We start from the raw sequence: 16,266 nt of genomic DNA on the forward strand, positions 1-16,266 counted from the left end.
AGACGTCGGCACGGCAATCCGGCGGCGCGCAGGCGCCGTCATCAAGGAATCAGTGCGGAATGATAGCCGAGCGGCTCAGCGGCTGCCGCCGGCCACGGTGCCGACACCGGCATCGGCTTCGGCCTGCGCACGTGCGGCAAACAGGGTGCCCGGCGGCGGCTGGCGGGTGAAGAAGGTATCGATGCCATCCAGCACGGCCGAGGCGATCTTGCGCTGGTAGGCCGGGTCGATCAGCCGGCGCTCTTCGTCCGGATTGGAAATGAAGGCGGTTTCCACCAGCATCGCCGGCATGTCGGAGGTACGCAGCACCGCAAAGTTGGCGCGTTCCAGCTGCGGCTTGTGATTGTTGCCGATCCGCTTGAGACCGCCGAGCACATGCCCTGCCGCATCTTCGGAGGCCTTCATGTGGCCGCTCTGCGCCAGGTCCAGCAACACATTGGCCAGCGTGCTTTCGGTCTGCTGCAGACGCACGCCGCCGACCAGGTCGGCGGCGTTTTCCTTGTCGGCCAGCCAGCGCGCGCGCTGCGAGGAGGCGCCCTTGGTCGACAGCACATAGACAGACGAGCCGGTCGCACTGCGGTTCTCGGCAGCATCGGCGTGGATGGAGATGAAGATGTCGGCCTTGGCGGCGCGTGCCTTCTGCGCGCGCATCGGCAGCGGAATGAACACGTCGGTATCGCGCGTCAGGTAGGCCTTCATGCCGGGCGTGGCATTGATCTGGCGCGCCAGTTCGCGGCCGACCGCCAGGGTGACGTCCTTTTCGCGCTTGCCGGTGGGGCCCATCGCGCCCGGATCCTGGCCGCCGTGTCCCGGATCGATGGCAACGATCAGCGGCCGCATGCCTGGTGCCATCTTGATCCGCGAGGCCTCGCTGGGCAGCACCGGACGCGGCGGCAAATCATCGCTGTCCGCCGCGACGACACTGCCGGCAGTCGCATTCGGCGAAGCGGTCATGGCATTACCGGAAGCAGCACCCAGCGGCGCGTTGCCGCCATTCAAGATCGCAGCCGGCGATGCGGCGTTGCCTGGCAGCGCCGAGGCCGGCGAGGCACCGGCGACGCGATTCGGGGTAGTGCCGGCGGTGCTGGCTGGCGAGGCCGTGCTGGTCGTCACCGCGGTCGTGGCAGTGCCTGGACGCGGTGTCGGCACGCCGGTGGCGACCGTGGTCGGTACCGGTGCCGGAGTCACGCTGGGCATGGCCGACGCAGGCACATACGGTGCGGGCGCCGGAGCAGGCGGCACCACCGACGCACGCTGCGCAGACGCCGCCAACGCAGCGGTTGCGCGGGCGGCTTCGGATTGCGCATTGGCCGGGCGCGGCGGCGGCAGCGCGGCAGGTGCTGTGGTGGTGGCCACCGTGCCGGCAGCCGGCGGATCGCCTGGCCACTCGATCACCAACGTCGATGCGCTGCCCAGCGTCTGCATCTGCGGCTTCAACGGCGTCACCGGCGTTGCCAGCTCGAATACCACCCGGAAGGTGCCGGGCACCGGTTGACCGGTACGCACCGACGTCACCAGGCCGGCAGCCGGCGGCAGCTTGAGGCCACGCACACCCGAGGAATCGGGAAAATCCACCACCAGCCGATTGGGGTTGGCCAGCGACAACGTCTTGAATCCGCCACTACCGGCGAGCTGGATCTCCGCACGCGTGCCGGTGGCACCGGTGCTGACGCCAACGCCCTTGATTTCGCCGGCCCACGCTGCAAAAACCGCCAGGCTGAGGCTGGCGGTCACGGTGGAAACACAGAACTGGCGGAACCCCGGTGTCATGGCGCTGGATTCAATCACCCAAACGTGTGAATTGCAAGGTGATTTCCCTTAATAATCCACAACCTGGCGTTCATTCTTCCTGTGAGCTGACAAAAAGGGACTGCAACTCGGGCAGCTCCGACAACCGTGCCAGCCAGTCGCGCCCGGTTTCGCTGCGGCCCAGCAACGTCACGCTGCGCCCCTCGCCGTCGACTGCCAATTCCACGTCCAGATCCACCGGCGGCAATGCACCTGCGCCACGTTCCGGCCATTCGACCAGCCACAGGCTGGCGCTACCCTCGTCGAGCCCGAGAAAATCCAGTTCCCCGGCCTGCCCGATGCGGTACAGATCCAGATGCCAGGCCTCGTCGCCAATGCCGAGCGGATAGCGCTCGACCAGCGTGTAGGTGGGGCTGCGAATCGGCCCGGTGACGCCGAGTGCGCGCAGCAGGGCGCGCGCCAGCGTGGACTTGCCTGCGCCGAGATCGCCGTGCAGTTGCACCATCGCGCGGGTGGGCCGCACCGCGGCCAGGGCCTGCCCCAGGGTTTCGGTGGCCTGCGCATCGACCAAGTGTGCGCTGAGTGGGCTCATGCAATGGCTCCGGCATTGGCGAGGCGGCGCAGTTCGGGCAGCAGATCGGTGGGCAACAGGCCGCGCTCGCCCTCGCGCGCCGCCGCATCGCCGGCACAGGCATGCAACAAGGCGCCCAGACTGGCGGCATCGAAGGGCGACCAGCCCTGGGCCAGCAAGGCTGCGATCACGCCGGTCAGCAGGTCGCCCATGCCGCCGACCGCCATGCCCGGATTGCCGGCATCGATGATGCGCGGCACTGCGTGCGGCGCTGCAATCACGCTGCCAGCGCCCTTGAGCACCACCACTGCATCGAAACGTTTGGCCAATACGTCTGCGGCAGCCAGCCGATCCTGCTGAACCTGCCTGGTCGACATCCCCAGCAGCCGGCCGGCCTCGCCGGGATGCGGGGTCAACACGCGCGGGCCGCGCGCCGGCACCGGGTTGGCGGCCAGCAGATTCAGGCCATCTGCATCGATGACCACGGCGCTGTCCGAGGCCAGCACCGCGCGCCACAACTGCTGCGCCCAGGCGTCCTGCCCCAGGCCCGGACCCAGCGCGACCACGTCGGCGGCGTCAGCCAACGCGGCGATGTCGTCTTCGGCCTGCACAGAACGCACCATCGCTTCCGGGCAGCGCGCCAGCAGCGGCGCGACGTGCTCGGCGCGGGTGGCGACCTGCACCAGCCCTGCCCCGCTGCGCAGGGCCGCTTCGGCGGTGAGCATGATCGCGCCGCCGCTGCCGAGGTTGCCGCCGACACACAGCACGCGACCGGACTCGCCCTTGTGCGTATTGCGTCGCCGCGGGCGCAACTGCGGGGCCAGGGCGTCGATGTCCCAGCTGTGCGCGGCCGGCGCCAGGCCGTCGAATGCGGTATCCGGCACGTCCAGCGACGCGGTTGCGCGCGTGCCGGCATGCTCCAGCGCATCACCGGTATGGAGCCCCAGGTGCGGCACGATGAACTGCAAGGTGGCCTGCGCGCGCACCGCGGCACCGAAGGCCACGCCATGATCGGCATCGATGCCGCTGGGCACATCCAGCGCAAGCACCGGCACACCGGCGGCGTTGATGGCGTCGATCAAGGCGGTGGTCTCGGCGTCGGGCGCGCGGTTGAGGCCGATGCCGAACAGCGCATCGACGATCACGTCGGCTTGCGCCAGCGGCGAGGGAAACAACTCGATCGCACCGCCCACGCCCAGATAGTCGGTACAGGCGCGTTGCGCCAGCGACGAGGCCGGGCCGTGCTCGGCAAGATGCACCACCTGCACTTGGCGCCCGGCTCGCTGCGCCAGGCGTGCCAGCACATAGCCATCGCCGCCGTTGTTGCCGGTGCCGCAGACCACCACGATGCGGCGCGCCTGCGGCCAGCGTTCCAGCAGATGCTGCCAGGCGGCCTGCCCGGCGCGCTGCATCAAGATGTAGCCGTCGCCGCCGAGCAGCGTGGTGGCCTGCGTGTCCAGCCTGCGCGCGGCGGCGGTGTCGTAAAGATCGAGCGGTGCGTACATGCCGGGAATTCTATACTTGTCGCCATGTCTGCCGTCCTTGCCCGCCCCGACCCCACCGACGCTGCCGCGCGCATCCGTGCGCTCGCGCGCGAGGCCGGCTTCCAACGCTGCGGCATCACCGGCATCGAGCTCGGCGAAGACGAGGCGCATCTGCGCAGCTGGCTGGAAGAAGGCCTGTACGGGACCATGCACTGGATGGCCCAGCACGGCGACAAGCGTTCGCGCCCGCAGGAGCTGGTGCCGGGCACCTTGCGCGTGCTGTCGGTCGGCATGGACTACGGCCGCAAGGACGACACTGAGGCCTGGAACACCTTGCACGACGGCCGCCGCGCCTACGTGGCGCGCTACGCCCTGGGGCGCGATTACCACAAGCTGATGCGCAACCGGCTGCAGAAACTGGCCGAGCGTATCCAGGGCGAAGTCGGCGCGTTCGGCTATCGGGTCTTCGTGGATTCGGCACCGGTGCTGGAGCGCGCACTGGCGCGCAATGCCGGGCTGGGCTGGATCGGCAAACACACCTGCCTGATCGATCGCAATGGCGGCTCGTGGTTCTTCCTGGGCGAGATCTACCTCGACCTGCCCTTGCCCATCGATACCCCGGCCACCGCGCATTGCGGCACCTGCACGCGGTGCATCGACGTCTGCCCGACCCAGGCCATCATCGCCCCGTACCGGCTGGATGCGCGCCGCTGCATCGCCTATCTCACCATCGAACACGAGGGCGCGATTCCCGAGCAGATGCGCAAGCCGATCGGCAACCGCATCTTCGGTTGCGACGACTGCCAACTGGTCTGCCCCTGGAACAAGTTCGCCCAGCGCACCGACGAAGCCGATTTCCGCGCCCGCAACGAGCTGGATGTGGCAACGCTGCCGCAGCTGTTCGCCTGGGACGAAGACGAGTTCCTGCGCCGCACCGAAGGCAGCCCGATCCGTCGCAGCGGCCATCAACGCTGGCTGCGCAACATCGCGGTCGGCCTGGGCAATGCGCCCGGCACGCAGGAGGTGTTGGCGGCACTGGAAGCGCGCCGCCACGACGCCTCGGAGCTGGTACGCGAACACGTGGGCTGGGCGCTGGCGCAACACGGCTTGTGAGGTCTCGCCCGATGCGCTCACGCATGCGCATCGCCGCTGCGGGATAATGCGGCGATGGCCGACCGCAACGAACAGATCCTCACCCCCAGCCAGCTCAACACGCTGGCACGCGACCTGCTGGAAGGCAGCTTCCCGCTGGTCTGGGTGGAGGCAGAGCTGAGCAGCGTCACGCGCCCGTCCTCGGGCCATCTGTACTTCACGCTCAAGGACGCGCGCGCGCAGATCCGTTGCGCGATGTTCAAGCCCAAGAGCACCTGGCTGAAGTTCCAGCCGCGCGAAGGGCTGCGCGTGCTCGCGCGCGGACGTCTCACGCTGTACGAAGCGCGCGGCGACTACCAGCTGGTACTCGACCACATGGAAGAGGCCGGCGAAGGCGCCCTGCGCCGGGCTTTCGACGAACTGCGTGCACGCCTGGCCGCCGAGGGCCTGTTCGATGCCGAGCGCAAGCAGCCGTTGCCGGCACATGTGCGACGGCTGGGAGTGATCACCTCGCCCAGCGGTGCGGCGGTGCGCGACGTACTCAGCGTCCTGGCGCGCCGCTTTCCATTGTTGGAAGTGGACCTGCTCCCCTCGCTGGTGCAGGGCGACAGCGCCGCGGCGCAGATCACCTCGTTGCTGCAGCGCGCCGATGCCTCCGGGCGCTACGACGTCATTCTGATCACCCGCGGCGGCGGCTCGCTGGAAGACCTGTGGGCCTTCAACGACGAACGCCTGGCCCGCGCGATTGCCGCCGCGCACACGCCGGTGGTGTCGGCGGTCGGGCACGAGACCGACTTCAGCCTCAGCGATTTCGTGGCCGACGTGCGCGCGCCCACGCCCTCGGTGGCGGCAGAACTGCTGGTGCCCGATCAGCGCGAGCTGGTCGCGCGCGTGCGGCGTGCGCATGCCCGCATGGCCCAGCTGCAACAGCACGCGCTGGGCAATGCGATGCAGCGTGCCGACCGGCTCGCCCTGCGCCTGCGTGCGCATAGCCCGCAGGCGCGGCTGCAGTTGCTGCAACGCCGGCAGCAGGACGCCGGCCGCCAGCTGCGCGCGCGCATGACCCAGGTGCTGGAGCGTCTGCAGGCACGCCTGCAACGGACGCAGGCGCGCCTGCACGCGCATAACCCGCAACGCGATCTGGCCAGGCTGCAGCAACGACTGCGCGCACTGCATCCGCAGGCAGCGATGCAGCGGCGCTTGCAGCACGATCAACTGCGGTTACGCAGCCTGGCACGCTCGCTGGAAGCTGTCAGCCCGCTCGCCACCGTCGCGCGTGGCTATGCCATCGTGACCCGCCCCGCCGATGGCAGCGTGGTGCGCAGCGCCGCCGAGGTCAGCGCCGGCGAGCGCCTGCGTGCGCAGCTGGCCGATGGCAGCATCCAGGTGCGGGTCGAGCCGGGCAACGACGACTGACGGCGGCAAACCACGCTTGCTGCGTGGTTGCCGTGGGCGATCAGCAAGCGCACACGCATCGCTTTGTCGCGATAACGATGAGCTGCAGGGCGGTCGCCCGAGCAGAGCCGTGGATTGGCACAGAGGGCGCGCCTGGGCGGCGCTATCCACTTCGCCCAGGCGGGCCAAGCCTGGATCAACCCTTCAACCCGCCGCAGACCGCTCCGCGTGCAGATCAGAGGGCATCACCGGCTCTCAAACCATGAACGGGCGTCTGCGCCGCCTGCCGCCAGCCCCGCAGCAGCAGCCCGGCCAGCACCACCGGATCGTGGTCGAAGTGATGCCCGCCCGGACGCGCCACCACCTGCACGCCACGCGCGCGCAATTCCGGGCACAACGTGTCCTTTTCCTGATCGCCATAGATGCATTGCAGGCGATGCGCATCCAGCGACTGGATCGCCGGCTCCACATCGCGCTCGGCATCGTTATGCCAGCCCAGCCAGCCACCGACACGCACCTTGAAATCGGCCTGATGGGCAAGGCCGAGCAGGCTGACAAACTGCACCGATGCGCGCTGCTGCGGCGACAGCTCGGGATAGGCAAACGGCAGCACATCGGCGCCGAACGAGTAGCCCACCAGCGCGACGTGGTGGATATGCCAACGCTGCTGATAGGTCGCGATCACCCGATCCAGGTCCGCCCCGACCTGCTGCGGCGTGCGGCTGGCCCAGAAGTAGCGCAGGCTGTTCCAGCCCACCACCGAAACGCCTTGCTGCTGCAATTGCGCGGCAATGCCCTTATCCAGTTCGCGCCAGCCGCCGTCGCCGGACAGCATGACCACCATGCGGTCGCTGCCGGGCGCATGCAGTTCGACCAGTGGCAGATCGCCCACGCCCTGCGCCTGGGCCGTCAGGAAATGGCCCCGGGTGGCCGCAGCGATCTGCAGGGGGCTGGCAGCGTCGACCAGGTCGTCGAGGAAGCCTTGATTGGCATCGGGCACGTCGCGCGAGCAGGCCAGGCCGCCATCGCCGGCGTCGCCATCGGCGACAACCGCACCGCCCAGCACGTCGGGCGCGGCCGAGGCCAGCGCCTGCCGCGCCAGCACCGCGCCATCGCCCTGCCCCACCAGCACCGGCGGCAGGAACGCGTCGACATGCTCGGCGCGCAGCAACTTCTTGCCCAATCGTTCGGCATCGTCGGCCAGGGAGCTGCAGGCTGCGTGATGCGCGCGCACCCGTTCGCGATAGCTGGCGGTATCGACCACCGCGACCAGCGCGCCGTCGTTGCTCAGCATCTCCGCAAGCCGCTGGCCGTCCTGCGCATGGCCGCTGTCGGGCAACAGCACCACCATGGCCTTCGGCGTGCCTTCCGGACGCAGCACCTCCACCGAGCGGTAATGCCCGGCGGTATTTCCGTCCTGCAGATGCCGCGCCACGGCGTAGCCGCTACCGCCAATCAGCAGTACCGCGATGACCCAACGAAACACCTTGATTCCCCAGCCCATCACCGCAATCCTCGCAAGCGCTGGCGCTTGGACCGCGGCCGAGGCGGCCGGTTCCATGGCGATCGCCAGCAGCGTTCGCTGCGGTTAAGCCTGCGCGCCCGGGCTTGCGGCGGGACCAACCGAGAAAGTGTTCAGGTCGTCGCGAACGACAAGCACTTCGACATGAGCATGGCATCCGGACAACATGGCGATCGGCGATCAGCGATCAATCGCCGTGCAGCCGCAAACCACGCATGCGCACTGACTTACAGCTGCGGCCTAGATCCCGCGCGCCACGCGGAAGCCGATCCGTGCGCTGGTGCTGTCCGAATCCTGCGACTGCCGCCAGGCCGCACGCGTCTGCTGCGGCGAGTTGGCCCAGCTGCCGCCGCGGATCATGCGCTGCCGGCAGCCGGGGTTGAACCAGGCGGCACCGTCGGCCGGCGCGCGACGGTAGCTGGCATGCCAGCAATCGGCCACCCACTCGCTCAGGTTGCCGCCCATGTCGTGCAGCCCCCAGGCATTGGCGCGAAAGCTGCCGACCGGCGCCGGGCCCCAGAAGCCGTCGCCGTAGCCGACGAAGCCGTTGTTCCAGTGCCGGCCGCTGCGCGAGACATCGTTGCCGCCGGTGAAGTTGCCCGCATCCAGCGGCGGCGAGCCGGCGTTGCCCCAGGGATAGCGCCCGGTGGTGCCGGCGCGCACCGCGTATTCGAACTCGGCCTCGCTGGGTACGTGGTAGTGGCGGCCGGTCTGTTCCGACAGCCAGCTCGCATAGGCTTCGGCGTCGCGGATGCTGACGTGCATCACCGGGCTGTTGGGCGCGGCCTGCGCACCGTTGTAGTCGGACTGCCAATCCACCCCGCTGCGGCGGATGAAGTTGCCGCTGCGCTCGTCGTAGACCACCGAGTGCCCGCGCCGGGTGGCACGCGGACGAGCGCCGGTCGCCTCGACGAACTGGCGGAATTCGGCAACCGTCACTTCGGTGATCGACAACGCAAACCCGCGCGCGAAACGCACGTAATGCGCCGGGCGCTCGTTGTCGGAGGCGCCGGGCTCGGCATCGCCGGCGCCCATCTGGAACGCGCCATGCGGCACCACGATCATCTGCGGACCGCGCCCGCCAACCTTGAGCCCGTCGGTGAACACCTGCCCAGGGCGAAAGCTGCCGTAATGGGTGGCCAGTTCCAGCCGCCGACGCAGATCGCCGGCCACCGCATCGCCCGGGTCGGCAATGCGCAGCACCTCGGCCAGTGTTTCGCCAGCCGCCTTGAGGCCGCGGGGCGAGGTGAGATCGTGCAGGCCGGCGTCGTGCAGTGCGGCGATCTGGGCACGACGCATGCGCTCGATGCGCGCACGTGCATCGGCAATGGTCGGTGCGCGCTCACGCACCTGCCCGGCCATCTGCAACCAGTAGCGTGCGCCGATGAAGTCGCTCGCCTCGGCCGCCTGCTCGGCGCGTGCCAGCAGGCCGCTTTCCACCGCAGCCAGCCCCTGGCGCGTGCGCGGGTTGTCCGGATCCAGCTGCGCCGCATCGCGGAAGTTCACCAGCGCCCCGTTGCCGTCCTCGCCCAGGCGGCCGCCACGCAGATCCTCCTCGCCGGCACGGTTGAAGCTCAGCACCCGCTGTGCGGTTTCCACTGCGCGCTGCAGTGCGCGCACCGTCGGGTCCTGCGGAGCGAGCGCCAGCGCCACGATGGCCAGCTCACGCGCCTGTTCCAGCGCGCTGTCCTGACGGTCGGTCTGCGCGATCAGCGCCTGGCCGCGCTCGATCAACCGACGCCGCGCCTGCTCCAGCCCGCGCCGGCTGGCCGCGTCCTTGCCGTCGGCGCGTTGCTGGATTGCCAGATACAGCGGAATCGCATCGTCGGCGTCGCGATAGAGCCGATCGTCCTTCAATGCCTGGTCGGCGCGCTTGCGCACCTGCGCCAGCGGCTCATCGCCCAGGTCCACTGGCGGCGGCTGCCATTGCGCCACGGTTTCGGCGGATTCTTCGCCACCGATGGACACATTCGGCTTGCTCGGCACCGCGGCGGCGGCAGCAGGTTGCGGCGCAGCGGCAGGCGCCGGCGTCGGTGTCCGCGAACAGGCGCACACGCTTAGCGCAACCAATGCCCATGCTGCGATCCGGTTACCGCACTTACCCACCACCTGCTCCTTCCAGTGCTCTGCCGCACGACAGGCGATCGCGACGTTAGGCTATTCTGCGCGTTCTGCGCAAACCCTTGCTGTCGACGGAAATCACGTGCCCCATTGGATCACCCACCCCTCCGAGCTGAGCGAACGCCTGCAGGCATCGCGTCCGTCCCGCATTGGCCTGGATACCGAATTCATTCGCGAACGCACCTACTGGCCGCAACTGGCGCTGGTGCAGATGGCCATCGGCGAGGAGATCCTGCTGATCGACCCGCTGATCCCGGGCATGAACGAGGCGCTCAGGGAATGGTTGACCGCCACCGATATCGTCAAGGTGATGCATAGCGCCAGCGAGGATCTGGTCACCTTCAAGTGTGCGTGCGGGGTGTTGCCGCGGCCATTGTTCGATACCCAGATCGCCGCCGCGCTGGCAGGTGTGGGGGGTGGCATGGGCTACCAGAAACTGGTGCAGGAAGTGACCGGCACTTTGCTGACCAAGGGCGAGACGCGCTCGGACTGGATGCGTCGCCCGCTGTCGCCGGCGCAGCTGGAATACGCTGCCGACGATGTGCGTTACCTGTTCGCCATCCACGACGAACTCACCCGCCGCCTGACCGAGCAGGATCGCCTGGGCTGGCTGGCCGAAGACGCCGAGCGCCTGCTCGCCACGGTGGAGCATGACGATGGCGAGCGCTGGCCGCATGTGAGCCTGCGCACCGCGCAATTCCTCGAGCCTGCGGCGCAGCGCCGCCTGCTGCGCCTGCTGCGCTGGCGCGACCTGCAGGCGCGCCAGAGCGATCGCCCGCGCAGCTGGATCCTGGACAACGAACTGGCCAGCCAGCTGGCGCGCTTTCCGCCTGCCGATCTGGATGCCTTGCTGCGCCAGTTCGACAAGTTTCCCAAGGCGCCGCGCAAGCTCGCCGCCGCAGTGTGGGAAGCGCTCAACACGCCGTTGCCCGACGAGGACCATGCACCGCTGGCGCAGGCGGCCACCGACGGCAACAAGGCCGTGCTCAAGCGCCTGCAGGATGCGGTGGCCCAGCGCAGCCGCGAGCTGGGATTGCCCGACGGCATCCTGGCCTCGCGCCGGCATCTGGAAACCCTGATCGAACAACGCAGCTGGCCCGCACCGCTGGGGCAATGGCGCCGCGACGCGCTGGAAGCGCAGCTGACGCCGCTGCTGGAAGACGCTGCAGCGCAGTGAGGTGATGCAGTGGTCGACGGACCACGCATCCACGCGCTGGTGGCGATGCAGGCAAGGCGCAGGCTGACGTTCGCCAGCTGCGCCCGCACATCGCCGGCCATGGATCGGACCAGCCATTCGAGCAGCATCCCCGTCGATCGCCGCATCTGCCCTTGCACAGCGCGCCATCGAAACCGGCGCAGTCGATCAGGACAGGGTTGGCCATCATGCAGTCAATCTCTGGCCGGCGCTGCACGGAGATGTCATCCCGCCTGGCCTGCTGCTGTATTGTTACGGCCGGGGTCGCCGCCTGCGCAAGCATGCTCGACGACCTCGCCAGGACACTGCGAACCCGCGACCAGACCCTGTGAATAGCCTGCTCGCGTCATGTGCAGGTGCAGGCACACGCAAAGGCCGCCCCCGGGCCACATGCCATAATGACGCGTGCCCATCGGGCAACGTCTCCACCCCCTTATTCCGAGGCCATACCTCTGTGAGCAATACCACTTCCAAACTGGATTCCATCGCACAAGCCAAAGCCAAGCTGCTGGACGAGCTGCAGAAGCTGGAAGAACAGGAAAAGACCGAGCGCGCGAGCGAGGCATCCTCTGCGCATGCCACCATCGTCTCGCTGCTTGAGCAGTTTGCCGGCCACTTCAACACCAAGCAGCGCAACGATATTGCCGCTTACCTGGGCACCACCGCTGCACGCAAGGAAGTGGTCAAGAGCGGCCGCAGCGAAGTCAAGCCGAAGTACGAACTGCCGCACACCGGCGAGACCTGGTCCGGCCGCGGCCGCACGCCCAAGGCCTTTGCCGCCTGGGAAGGCTCGGTGTCGTACAAGGAATGGAAGGCCAAGAACCCAGACCTCAAGTTCCCGCTGGTTCGCGAGTGATTGCCGCAGGATCGCGCCCCCGGGCGGCGATCCAGGCCGCCGGCCTGCTTGGCGAATCGCGCAACATGTGGTTAGAATCCAGGCACGTGGGGCGGTAGCTCAGCTGGGAGAGCGTCGCGTTCGCATCGCGAAGGTCGAGGGTTCGATCCCCTTCCGCTCCACCATTGCTTCAATCGTAAAGGCCTCGGAAACGTCATGTTTCCGGGGCTTTTCCGTTCTGGGCTCCTGCATCGGCAGCGCGTCGGCCTGGTGCATGCCAGGCCCCGGTACGGCCATGTCGCCAGGATCACATCGAGCGCGCTAACGTCCATTTCATCATCACGCCGGACGCAAGCCATGAGCAACAAGCAGAGCCAGCCCGACAAGGCCGCCGACAATCAGCACGGTGTTTCGGAGAGCCAGCAGGATCGCAAACAGGATGAGGCCGCCAAGCAGCGTCCCGGGCAGAAGGACATGCAGATCCATGACGAACAGACCCGCCGCCCCAAGGGCAACAACGGCCAGGGCGAATGAGACGCCAGGCAGGGCTGCTCTGCGGCGCGTCAGAACGGAGTCGCTGCCCCTGACCTGCCCTGCCCGATGTGGCAAGATCGGTGACGGGCGTCATCCGCTGGGGTGGATGAGGTCTGCGCCAACCAACGTGTGCGACGGGCCCAGACACGGCATCGCCATGCGCATATCCATCGCCTGACGGCGCCTTGTTCCGGTGGTCTATCCATGCAGATTCCTGACGCGTCCGCGTTGCACCTCTTCCACGCGACGCTGCTGCCGGGTGGCACCGCCGTTGCAGCGCAGCTGCCGGCGAACGAAGATGAACGTCTGGCCGCATTGCAGGACTACCAGCTGCTGGACACTGCACCGGAGCCGGTCTACGACGCCTTCACCTCGAGCGCGGCCGAGCTCTGCGGGACGCCGATGGCCCTGATTTCGCTGATCGACACGCAGCGCCAGTGGTTCAAGTCGAAGCTGGGCATGGCGCCACGCGAAACCCCGCGCGAGCTGTCGTTCTGCGCGCATGCAATCCTCGAACCCGACCAGGTGATGGAGGTGGGCGACACCCACCAGGATGCGCGCTTTGTGGGCAATGCGCTGGTCACCGGCGAGCCGCAGATCCGCTTCTATGCCGGCGCCCCGCTGCTGACCTCCGATGGGATCGCGCTGGGCACATTGTGCGTGCTGGATCGCACACCCCGGCGCCTGTCGGTTGCCGAGCGCGACGCACTGCAGGCGCTGGCACGGCAGGTCGTCGACACCATCGAGCTGCGGCGTGCGGCCAAGCTGGTCGAGCTGGACGCGCTGCGCGACGAACTCACCGGCATGTGGAACCGCGCCGGTCTGGAGCATGCGCTGCAGACACACGCACAAAGCTCACCCACTGCCGCCACGCCATCGCTCGCCCTGGCGCTGATCGAGCTGGATGGCTTCAAACGGCTGAGATTGCAGGCGGGCGCCGCGGCAGCGGATGCAACGCTGATCCAGGCTGCCAGGGTGATCGAAGCGCAGTTGCCGGATGCCGCCACGGTGGCACGATTGAGCCGGGATCAACTCTGTATTGCCTTGCCGGAGACAGCGGCGACCAAGGCAATGGAGCTGATCGAGGCTGTGCGCAAGGCGATCGAAACGGCCAGCTGGCCAGCCGGCGCATTGACGATCAGCGTGGGGCTAGTCGAGGTGGCAGCCGGTGCCTCGCTCGACAGCAACGCCTTGCTGGCGCGCGCGCGGCACGCCCTGCAGGGCGCGATCGGCAATGGACGCAACTGCGTGCAGCGCTTCAATGGCTGGCATCGGCAGGACTGAGTGGCAGACCACGCGCGGGTCTGGCGAGGCAGGCCAGCAGGGCGCTGATCGACACGACCCAGCCTCAGGCAGCTAGGTCGATGCCTATGTACAGCTGCAGTCTTTCCACTTACGACCGCAGTGTGCACACACCCGCCAGCACGCCTGTCTTGAGCGGCTAACGCGTGTGCCGATCAGCTGCCAGGCGGCAGCCGTATCGTCAGCTGCGCTTCACCCGACTCAGGCTGCCAGCGCATCGGTGTTGCCGGCGATTTCGTCCACCTGCAGCACCTGCTCCATCTCCAGCAGCACCACGAAGCGCTCGCCCACCTCGCCCATGCCGCGCAGCAGGTCGCGGCGGATATGCGTGCCGAATGATGGCGCCGCTTCGATGTCCTGATCGGCCAGTTCGATCACCGCGTTGACCGCATCGACCAGCACCCCGATCACCTGCGGTCCCTGCGCCTGCTCGGTGGCCAGGATCACGATGCAGCTGCGCTTGCTGATCGCGCTGTCGGCACGCCCCAGCCGCGATTGCAGATCCACCACCGGCACCACCGCACCGCGCAGGTTGATCACCCCGCGCACGCAGGCCGGCATCGACGGCACCGGCGTGGGTGCGCGGTACTGGATGATTTCGCGAATGCCAAGAATGCTGATGGCGAAGGTTTCGCCATCCAGCTGGAAGGTCAGGTACTGGGCCGCCGCATCGGCGTCGCCAGGCATCACATCGGGGGTCTGTGCAGTCATCGATCGGTCTCTCAGAAGCGGGCGAACTGGCCTTCGTCCGGGCCCTCGGACATCGCATAGGCAGGTGCCGCGGCGCTGCGCCAGCCGCGCGCACCGGGCGCACGTGCCGGGCGTGCAACCGCCACCTTGCCGCGCTTGGGCGGCGTGTTCGCCGGCCCCTGCCCGCCCAGGCGGAAGAACGCCATGCTCTGCTGCAGCTGCTCGGCCTGTGCGCTCATTTCCTCGGCAGTGGCGGCCAGTTCTTCCGACGCACTAGCGTTCTGCTGGGTGGTCTGGCTCAGCTGCACCACCGCCGAATTGATCTGGCTGACGCCGGAGGATTGCTCTTCGGAGGCCGCTGAAATCTCCTGCACCAGGTCCGAGGTGCGCTTGATGCTGGGCACGATGGTGTCGAGCAAGCGGCCGGCGCGATCGGCCAGTTCGACGCTGGAACTGGCCACCTCGCCAATCTCCTGCGCGGCCACCTGGCTGCGTTCGGCCAGCTTGCGCACCTCGGCGGCCACCACGGCAAAGCCCTTGCCGTGTTCGCCGGCGCGCGCCGCTTCGATCGCCGCATTGAGCGCGAGCAGATTGGTCTGATACGCGATGTCGTCGATGATGCCGATCTTCTGTGCGATCTGCTTCATCGCCTGGGTGGTGGCGACCACCGCTTCGCCGCCTTCGATGGTCTCCTTCGCGGCCTGCGTGGCCATGCCATCGGTGATGCGGGCGTTTTCGGTGTTCTGGCTGATCGATGCGGTCATCTGCTCCAGCGAGGCGCTGGTTTCCTCCACACCGGCAGCCTGTTCGCTGGCGGCCTGCGACAACGACTGTGCGGTGGCGCTGACTTCCTCCGACGCGCTGGCCAGGGTTTCGGCACTGGTGTTGACCTCGCCGACCACCTGCGACAGCTTCTGCACCATCGTGCGCATTGCTTCGAGCAGCTGCGCGGTTTCGTCGCGGCCATGCACGTCGATGCGCATGGTCAGATCGCCTTCGGACAGCCCGTTGGCCACCGTCACCGCGCGGCGGATCGGGCCGGTGACGCTGCGGCTGATCACCACGCCGAGAACCGCGCCGAGCAGCACGCCGCCGCAGATGATGGCCATCAGCAGCTTGGAGCTGCGCGCATGGATGCTGCCGGCTTCGGCATTGGCCGAGGCAGCGCTGCGCTCGCGCAGGCCGCTCAGATCGGTCATCAAGGTATCGACTTCATCCGAGCTGGCACGCACCGCACGCGAGAGTTCTGCCAGTTCCGGGTTAGCGTCGCGCAAGGCTTCGCGGTTGGCGGCGTCGATGAAGCGGCCGCGCTCTTCCAGGTATTTCTGCCAGGCGCGGTCGAACTGCGCCAGCTTGTTCCTGCCTTCCTCGGTCTGGAAGCTGGAACGCGCGCGCGTCATGTAATCGACCACCTTGGCGGTGTACTTGTCGATGTTCTGCACATGCGACTGGCGCTCTTCGGCGCTGCTGGCCAGCAACAGGTTGGCGCGTGCGCGGCCGGCGTAGATCAGGTTGATATTGGCCTCCTTGACGTTCGACAAGCCAAGCAGCTCGCGCTCGTAAAGCGAGGTCGACAGGTCGCTGATCCGACCGGAGTTGGAATAACCCACCCACCCGATGCATGCGCCGATCGCCGAGACGATCAGGAACGCCACGATCAGCCTGGTTCCGATTCTGAAGTTGCCTAACATTGGGGAGTTCTCTTGAAGGTGGTGCATGCGCGACCTGCGTTGCAGGGTCGCCCGGTGGCCTGGTGCGGGTGCCGCTCACTGTGTG

The 16,266-nt window shown here is 68.0% G+C and carries 13 protein-coding genes and 1 tRNA gene; 7 read left to right on the forward strand and 7 right to left on the reverse strand.

Going from position 1 to position 16,266, the window contains the following annotated elements; all coding sequences use genetic code 11:
- Positions 1-75 precede the first annotated feature (75 nt).
- The 3 genes from ABQY74_RS11745 to ABQY74_RS11755 form a co-directional block, all read right to left on the reverse strand.
- Positions 76-1,770, reverse strand: coding sequence for an N-acetylmuramoyl-L-alanine amidase (locus ABQY74_RS11745; protein ID WP_104573461.1), 1,695 nt, complete (start codon positions 1,768-1,770; stop codon positions 76-78).
- Positions 1,771-1,840: 70 nt separating this feature from the next.
- Positions 1,841-2,341: a tRNA (adenosine(37)-N6)-threonylcarbamoyltransferase complex ATPase subunit type 1 TsaE gene (gene tsaE / locus ABQY74_RS11750; RefSeq protein WP_349791517.1), complete on the reverse strand. Its 501-nt coding sequence runs from the start codon at positions 2,339-2,341 to the stop codon at positions 1,841-1,843.
- The gene (locus ABQY74_RS11755; protein ID WP_349791520.1) at positions 2,338-3,825 is read right to left on the reverse strand and encodes an NAD(P)H-hydrate dehydratase; all 1,488 of its coding nucleotides are present in this window, start codon (positions 3,823-3,825) and stop codon (positions 2,338-2,340) included. The genes tsaE and ABQY74_RS11755 overlap by 4 nt, the downstream gene beginning before the upstream one ends.
- Before the next feature lie 24 nt (positions 3,826-3,849).
- Between ABQY74_RS11755 and queG the strand changes: the two genes are divergently transcribed.
- Both queG and xseA read left to right on the forward strand, forming a co-directional pair.
- Positions 3,850-4,917, forward strand: coding sequence for a tRNA epoxyqueuosine(34) reductase QueG (gene queG / locus ABQY74_RS11760; protein WP_349791523.1), 1,068 nt, complete (start codon positions 3,850-3,852; stop codon positions 4,915-4,917).
- Between the two features lie 54 nt (positions 4,918-4,971).
- Entirely contained in the window at positions 4,972-6,312 is a 1,341-nt protein-coding gene (gene xseA / locus ABQY74_RS11765; RefSeq protein WP_126967437.1) for an exodeoxyribonuclease VII large subunit, read from the forward strand.
- Positions 6,313-6,526: 214 nt separating this feature from the next.
- On the opposite strand, the gene ABQY74_RS11770 is transcribed toward xseA, so the two are convergent.
- Together ABQY74_RS11770 and ABQY74_RS11775 are read right to left on the reverse strand one after the other, a co-directional pair.
- Entirely contained in the window at positions 6,527-7,795 is a 1,269-nt protein-coding gene (locus ABQY74_RS11770; RefSeq protein ID WP_104573774.1) for a virulence factor family protein, read from the reverse strand.
- 258 nt (positions 7,796-8,053) lie between these two features.
- Positions 8,054-9,919, reverse strand: a complete 1,866-nt coding sequence (locus ABQY74_RS11775; RefSeq protein ID WP_372469836.1) for an SUMF1/EgtB/PvdO family nonheme iron enzyme — start codon at positions 9,917-9,919, stop codon at positions 8,054-8,056.
- A 97-nt stretch (positions 9,920-10,016) separates the two neighbouring features.
- Between ABQY74_RS11775 and rnd the strand changes: the two genes are divergently transcribed.
- The 5 genes from rnd (at position 10,017) to ABQY74_RS11800 (ending at position 13,782) form a co-directional block, all read left to right on the forward strand.
- The gene (gene rnd / locus ABQY74_RS11780) at positions 10,017-11,111 is read left to right on the forward strand and encodes a ribonuclease D (protein WP_016904996.1); all 1,095 of its coding nucleotides are present in this window, start codon (positions 10,017-10,019) and stop codon (positions 11,109-11,111) included.
- A gap of 472 nt (positions 11,112-11,583) precedes the next feature.
- On the forward strand, positions 11,584-11,985 hold the full coding sequence (locus ABQY74_RS11785) for an H-NS family nucleoid-associated regulatory protein (RefSeq protein ID WP_039516171.1): 402 nt from the start codon (positions 11,584-11,586) through the stop codon (positions 11,983-11,985).
- A gap of 88 nt (positions 11,986-12,073) precedes the next feature.
- Positions 12,074-12,149: transfer RNA gene (locus ABQY74_RS11790), tRNA-Ala, on the forward strand.
- Positions 12,150-12,321: 172 nt separating this feature from the next.
- Complete coding sequence (locus ABQY74_RS11795; RefSeq protein WP_164741595.1) at positions 12,322-12,498, forward strand: hypothetical protein; 177 nt, start codon at positions 12,322-12,324, stop codon at positions 12,496-12,498.
- Between the two features lie 204 nt (positions 12,499-12,702).
- Positions 12,703-13,782 (forward strand): diguanylate cyclase domain-containing protein, encoded by a 1,080-nt coding sequence (locus ABQY74_RS11800; protein ID WP_104554195.1) that lies wholly within the window; start codon positions 12,703-12,705, stop codon positions 13,780-13,782.
- 219 nt (positions 13,783-14,001) lie between these two features.
- On the opposite strand, the gene ABQY74_RS11805 is transcribed toward ABQY74_RS11800, so the two are convergent.
- The gene (locus tag ABQY74_RS11805; RefSeq protein ID WP_349791529.1) at positions 14,002-14,511 is read right to left on the reverse strand and encodes a chemotaxis protein CheW; all 510 of its coding nucleotides are present in this window, start codon (positions 14,509-14,511) and stop codon (positions 14,002-14,004) included.
- An 11-nt stretch (positions 14,512-14,522) separates the two neighbouring features.
- The gene (locus tag ABQY74_RS11810) at positions 14,523-16,181 is read right to left on the reverse strand and encodes a methyl-accepting chemotaxis protein (protein ID WP_039521952.1); all 1,659 of its coding nucleotides are present in this window, start codon (positions 16,179-16,181) and stop codon (positions 14,523-14,525) included.
- Positions 16,182-16,266: the final 85 nt, after the last annotated feature.

This window comes from Xanthomonas sp. WHRI 7064 (genome assembly GCF_040202355.2).
GTDB classification, from domain to species: Bacteria; Pseudomonadota; Gammaproteobacteria; order Xanthomonadales; family Xanthomonadaceae; genus Xanthomonas; species Xanthomonas arboricola.

Bases quoted from the DNA above. Each gene is read 5' to 3' on its own strand.
- ABQY74_RS11745 (WP_104573461.1), bottom strand. From the start codon at position 1,770: ATGACACCGGGGTTCCGCCAGTTCTGTGTTTCCACCGTGACCGCCAGC.
- tsaE (WP_349791517.1), bottom strand. From the start codon at position 2,341: ATGAGCCCACTCAGCGCACACTTGGTCGATGCGCAGGCCACCGAAACC.
- ABQY74_RS11755 (WP_349791520.1), bottom strand. From the start codon at position 3,825: ATGTACGCACCGCTCGATCTTTACGACACCGCCGCCGCGCGCAGGCTG.
- queG (WP_349791523.1), top strand. From the start codon at position 3,850: ATGTCTGCCGTCCTTGCCCGCCCCGACCCCACCGACGCTGCCGCGCGC.
- xseA (WP_126967437.1), top strand. From the start codon at position 4,972: ATGGCCGACCGCAACGAACAGATCCTCACCCCCAGCCAGCTCAACACG.
- ABQY74_RS11770 (WP_104573774.1), bottom strand. From the start codon at position 7,795: ATGGGCTGGGGAATCAAGGTGTTTCGTTGGGTCATCGCGGTACTGCTG.
- ABQY74_RS11795 (WP_164741595.1), top strand. From the start codon at position 12,322: ATGAGCAACAAGCAGAGCCAGCCCGACAAGGCCGCCGACAATCAGCAC.
- ABQY74_RS11800 (WP_104554195.1), top strand. From the start codon at position 12,703: ATGCAGATTCCTGACGCGTCCGCGTTGCACCTCTTCCACGCGACGCTG.
- ABQY74_RS11805 (WP_349791529.1), bottom strand. From the start codon at position 14,511: ATGACTGCACAGACCCCCGATGTGATGCCTGGCGACGCCGATGCGGCG.
- ABQY74_RS11810 (WP_039521952.1), bottom strand. From the start codon at position 16,181: ATGTTAGGCAACTTCAGAATCGGAACCAGGCTGATCGTGGCGTTCCTG.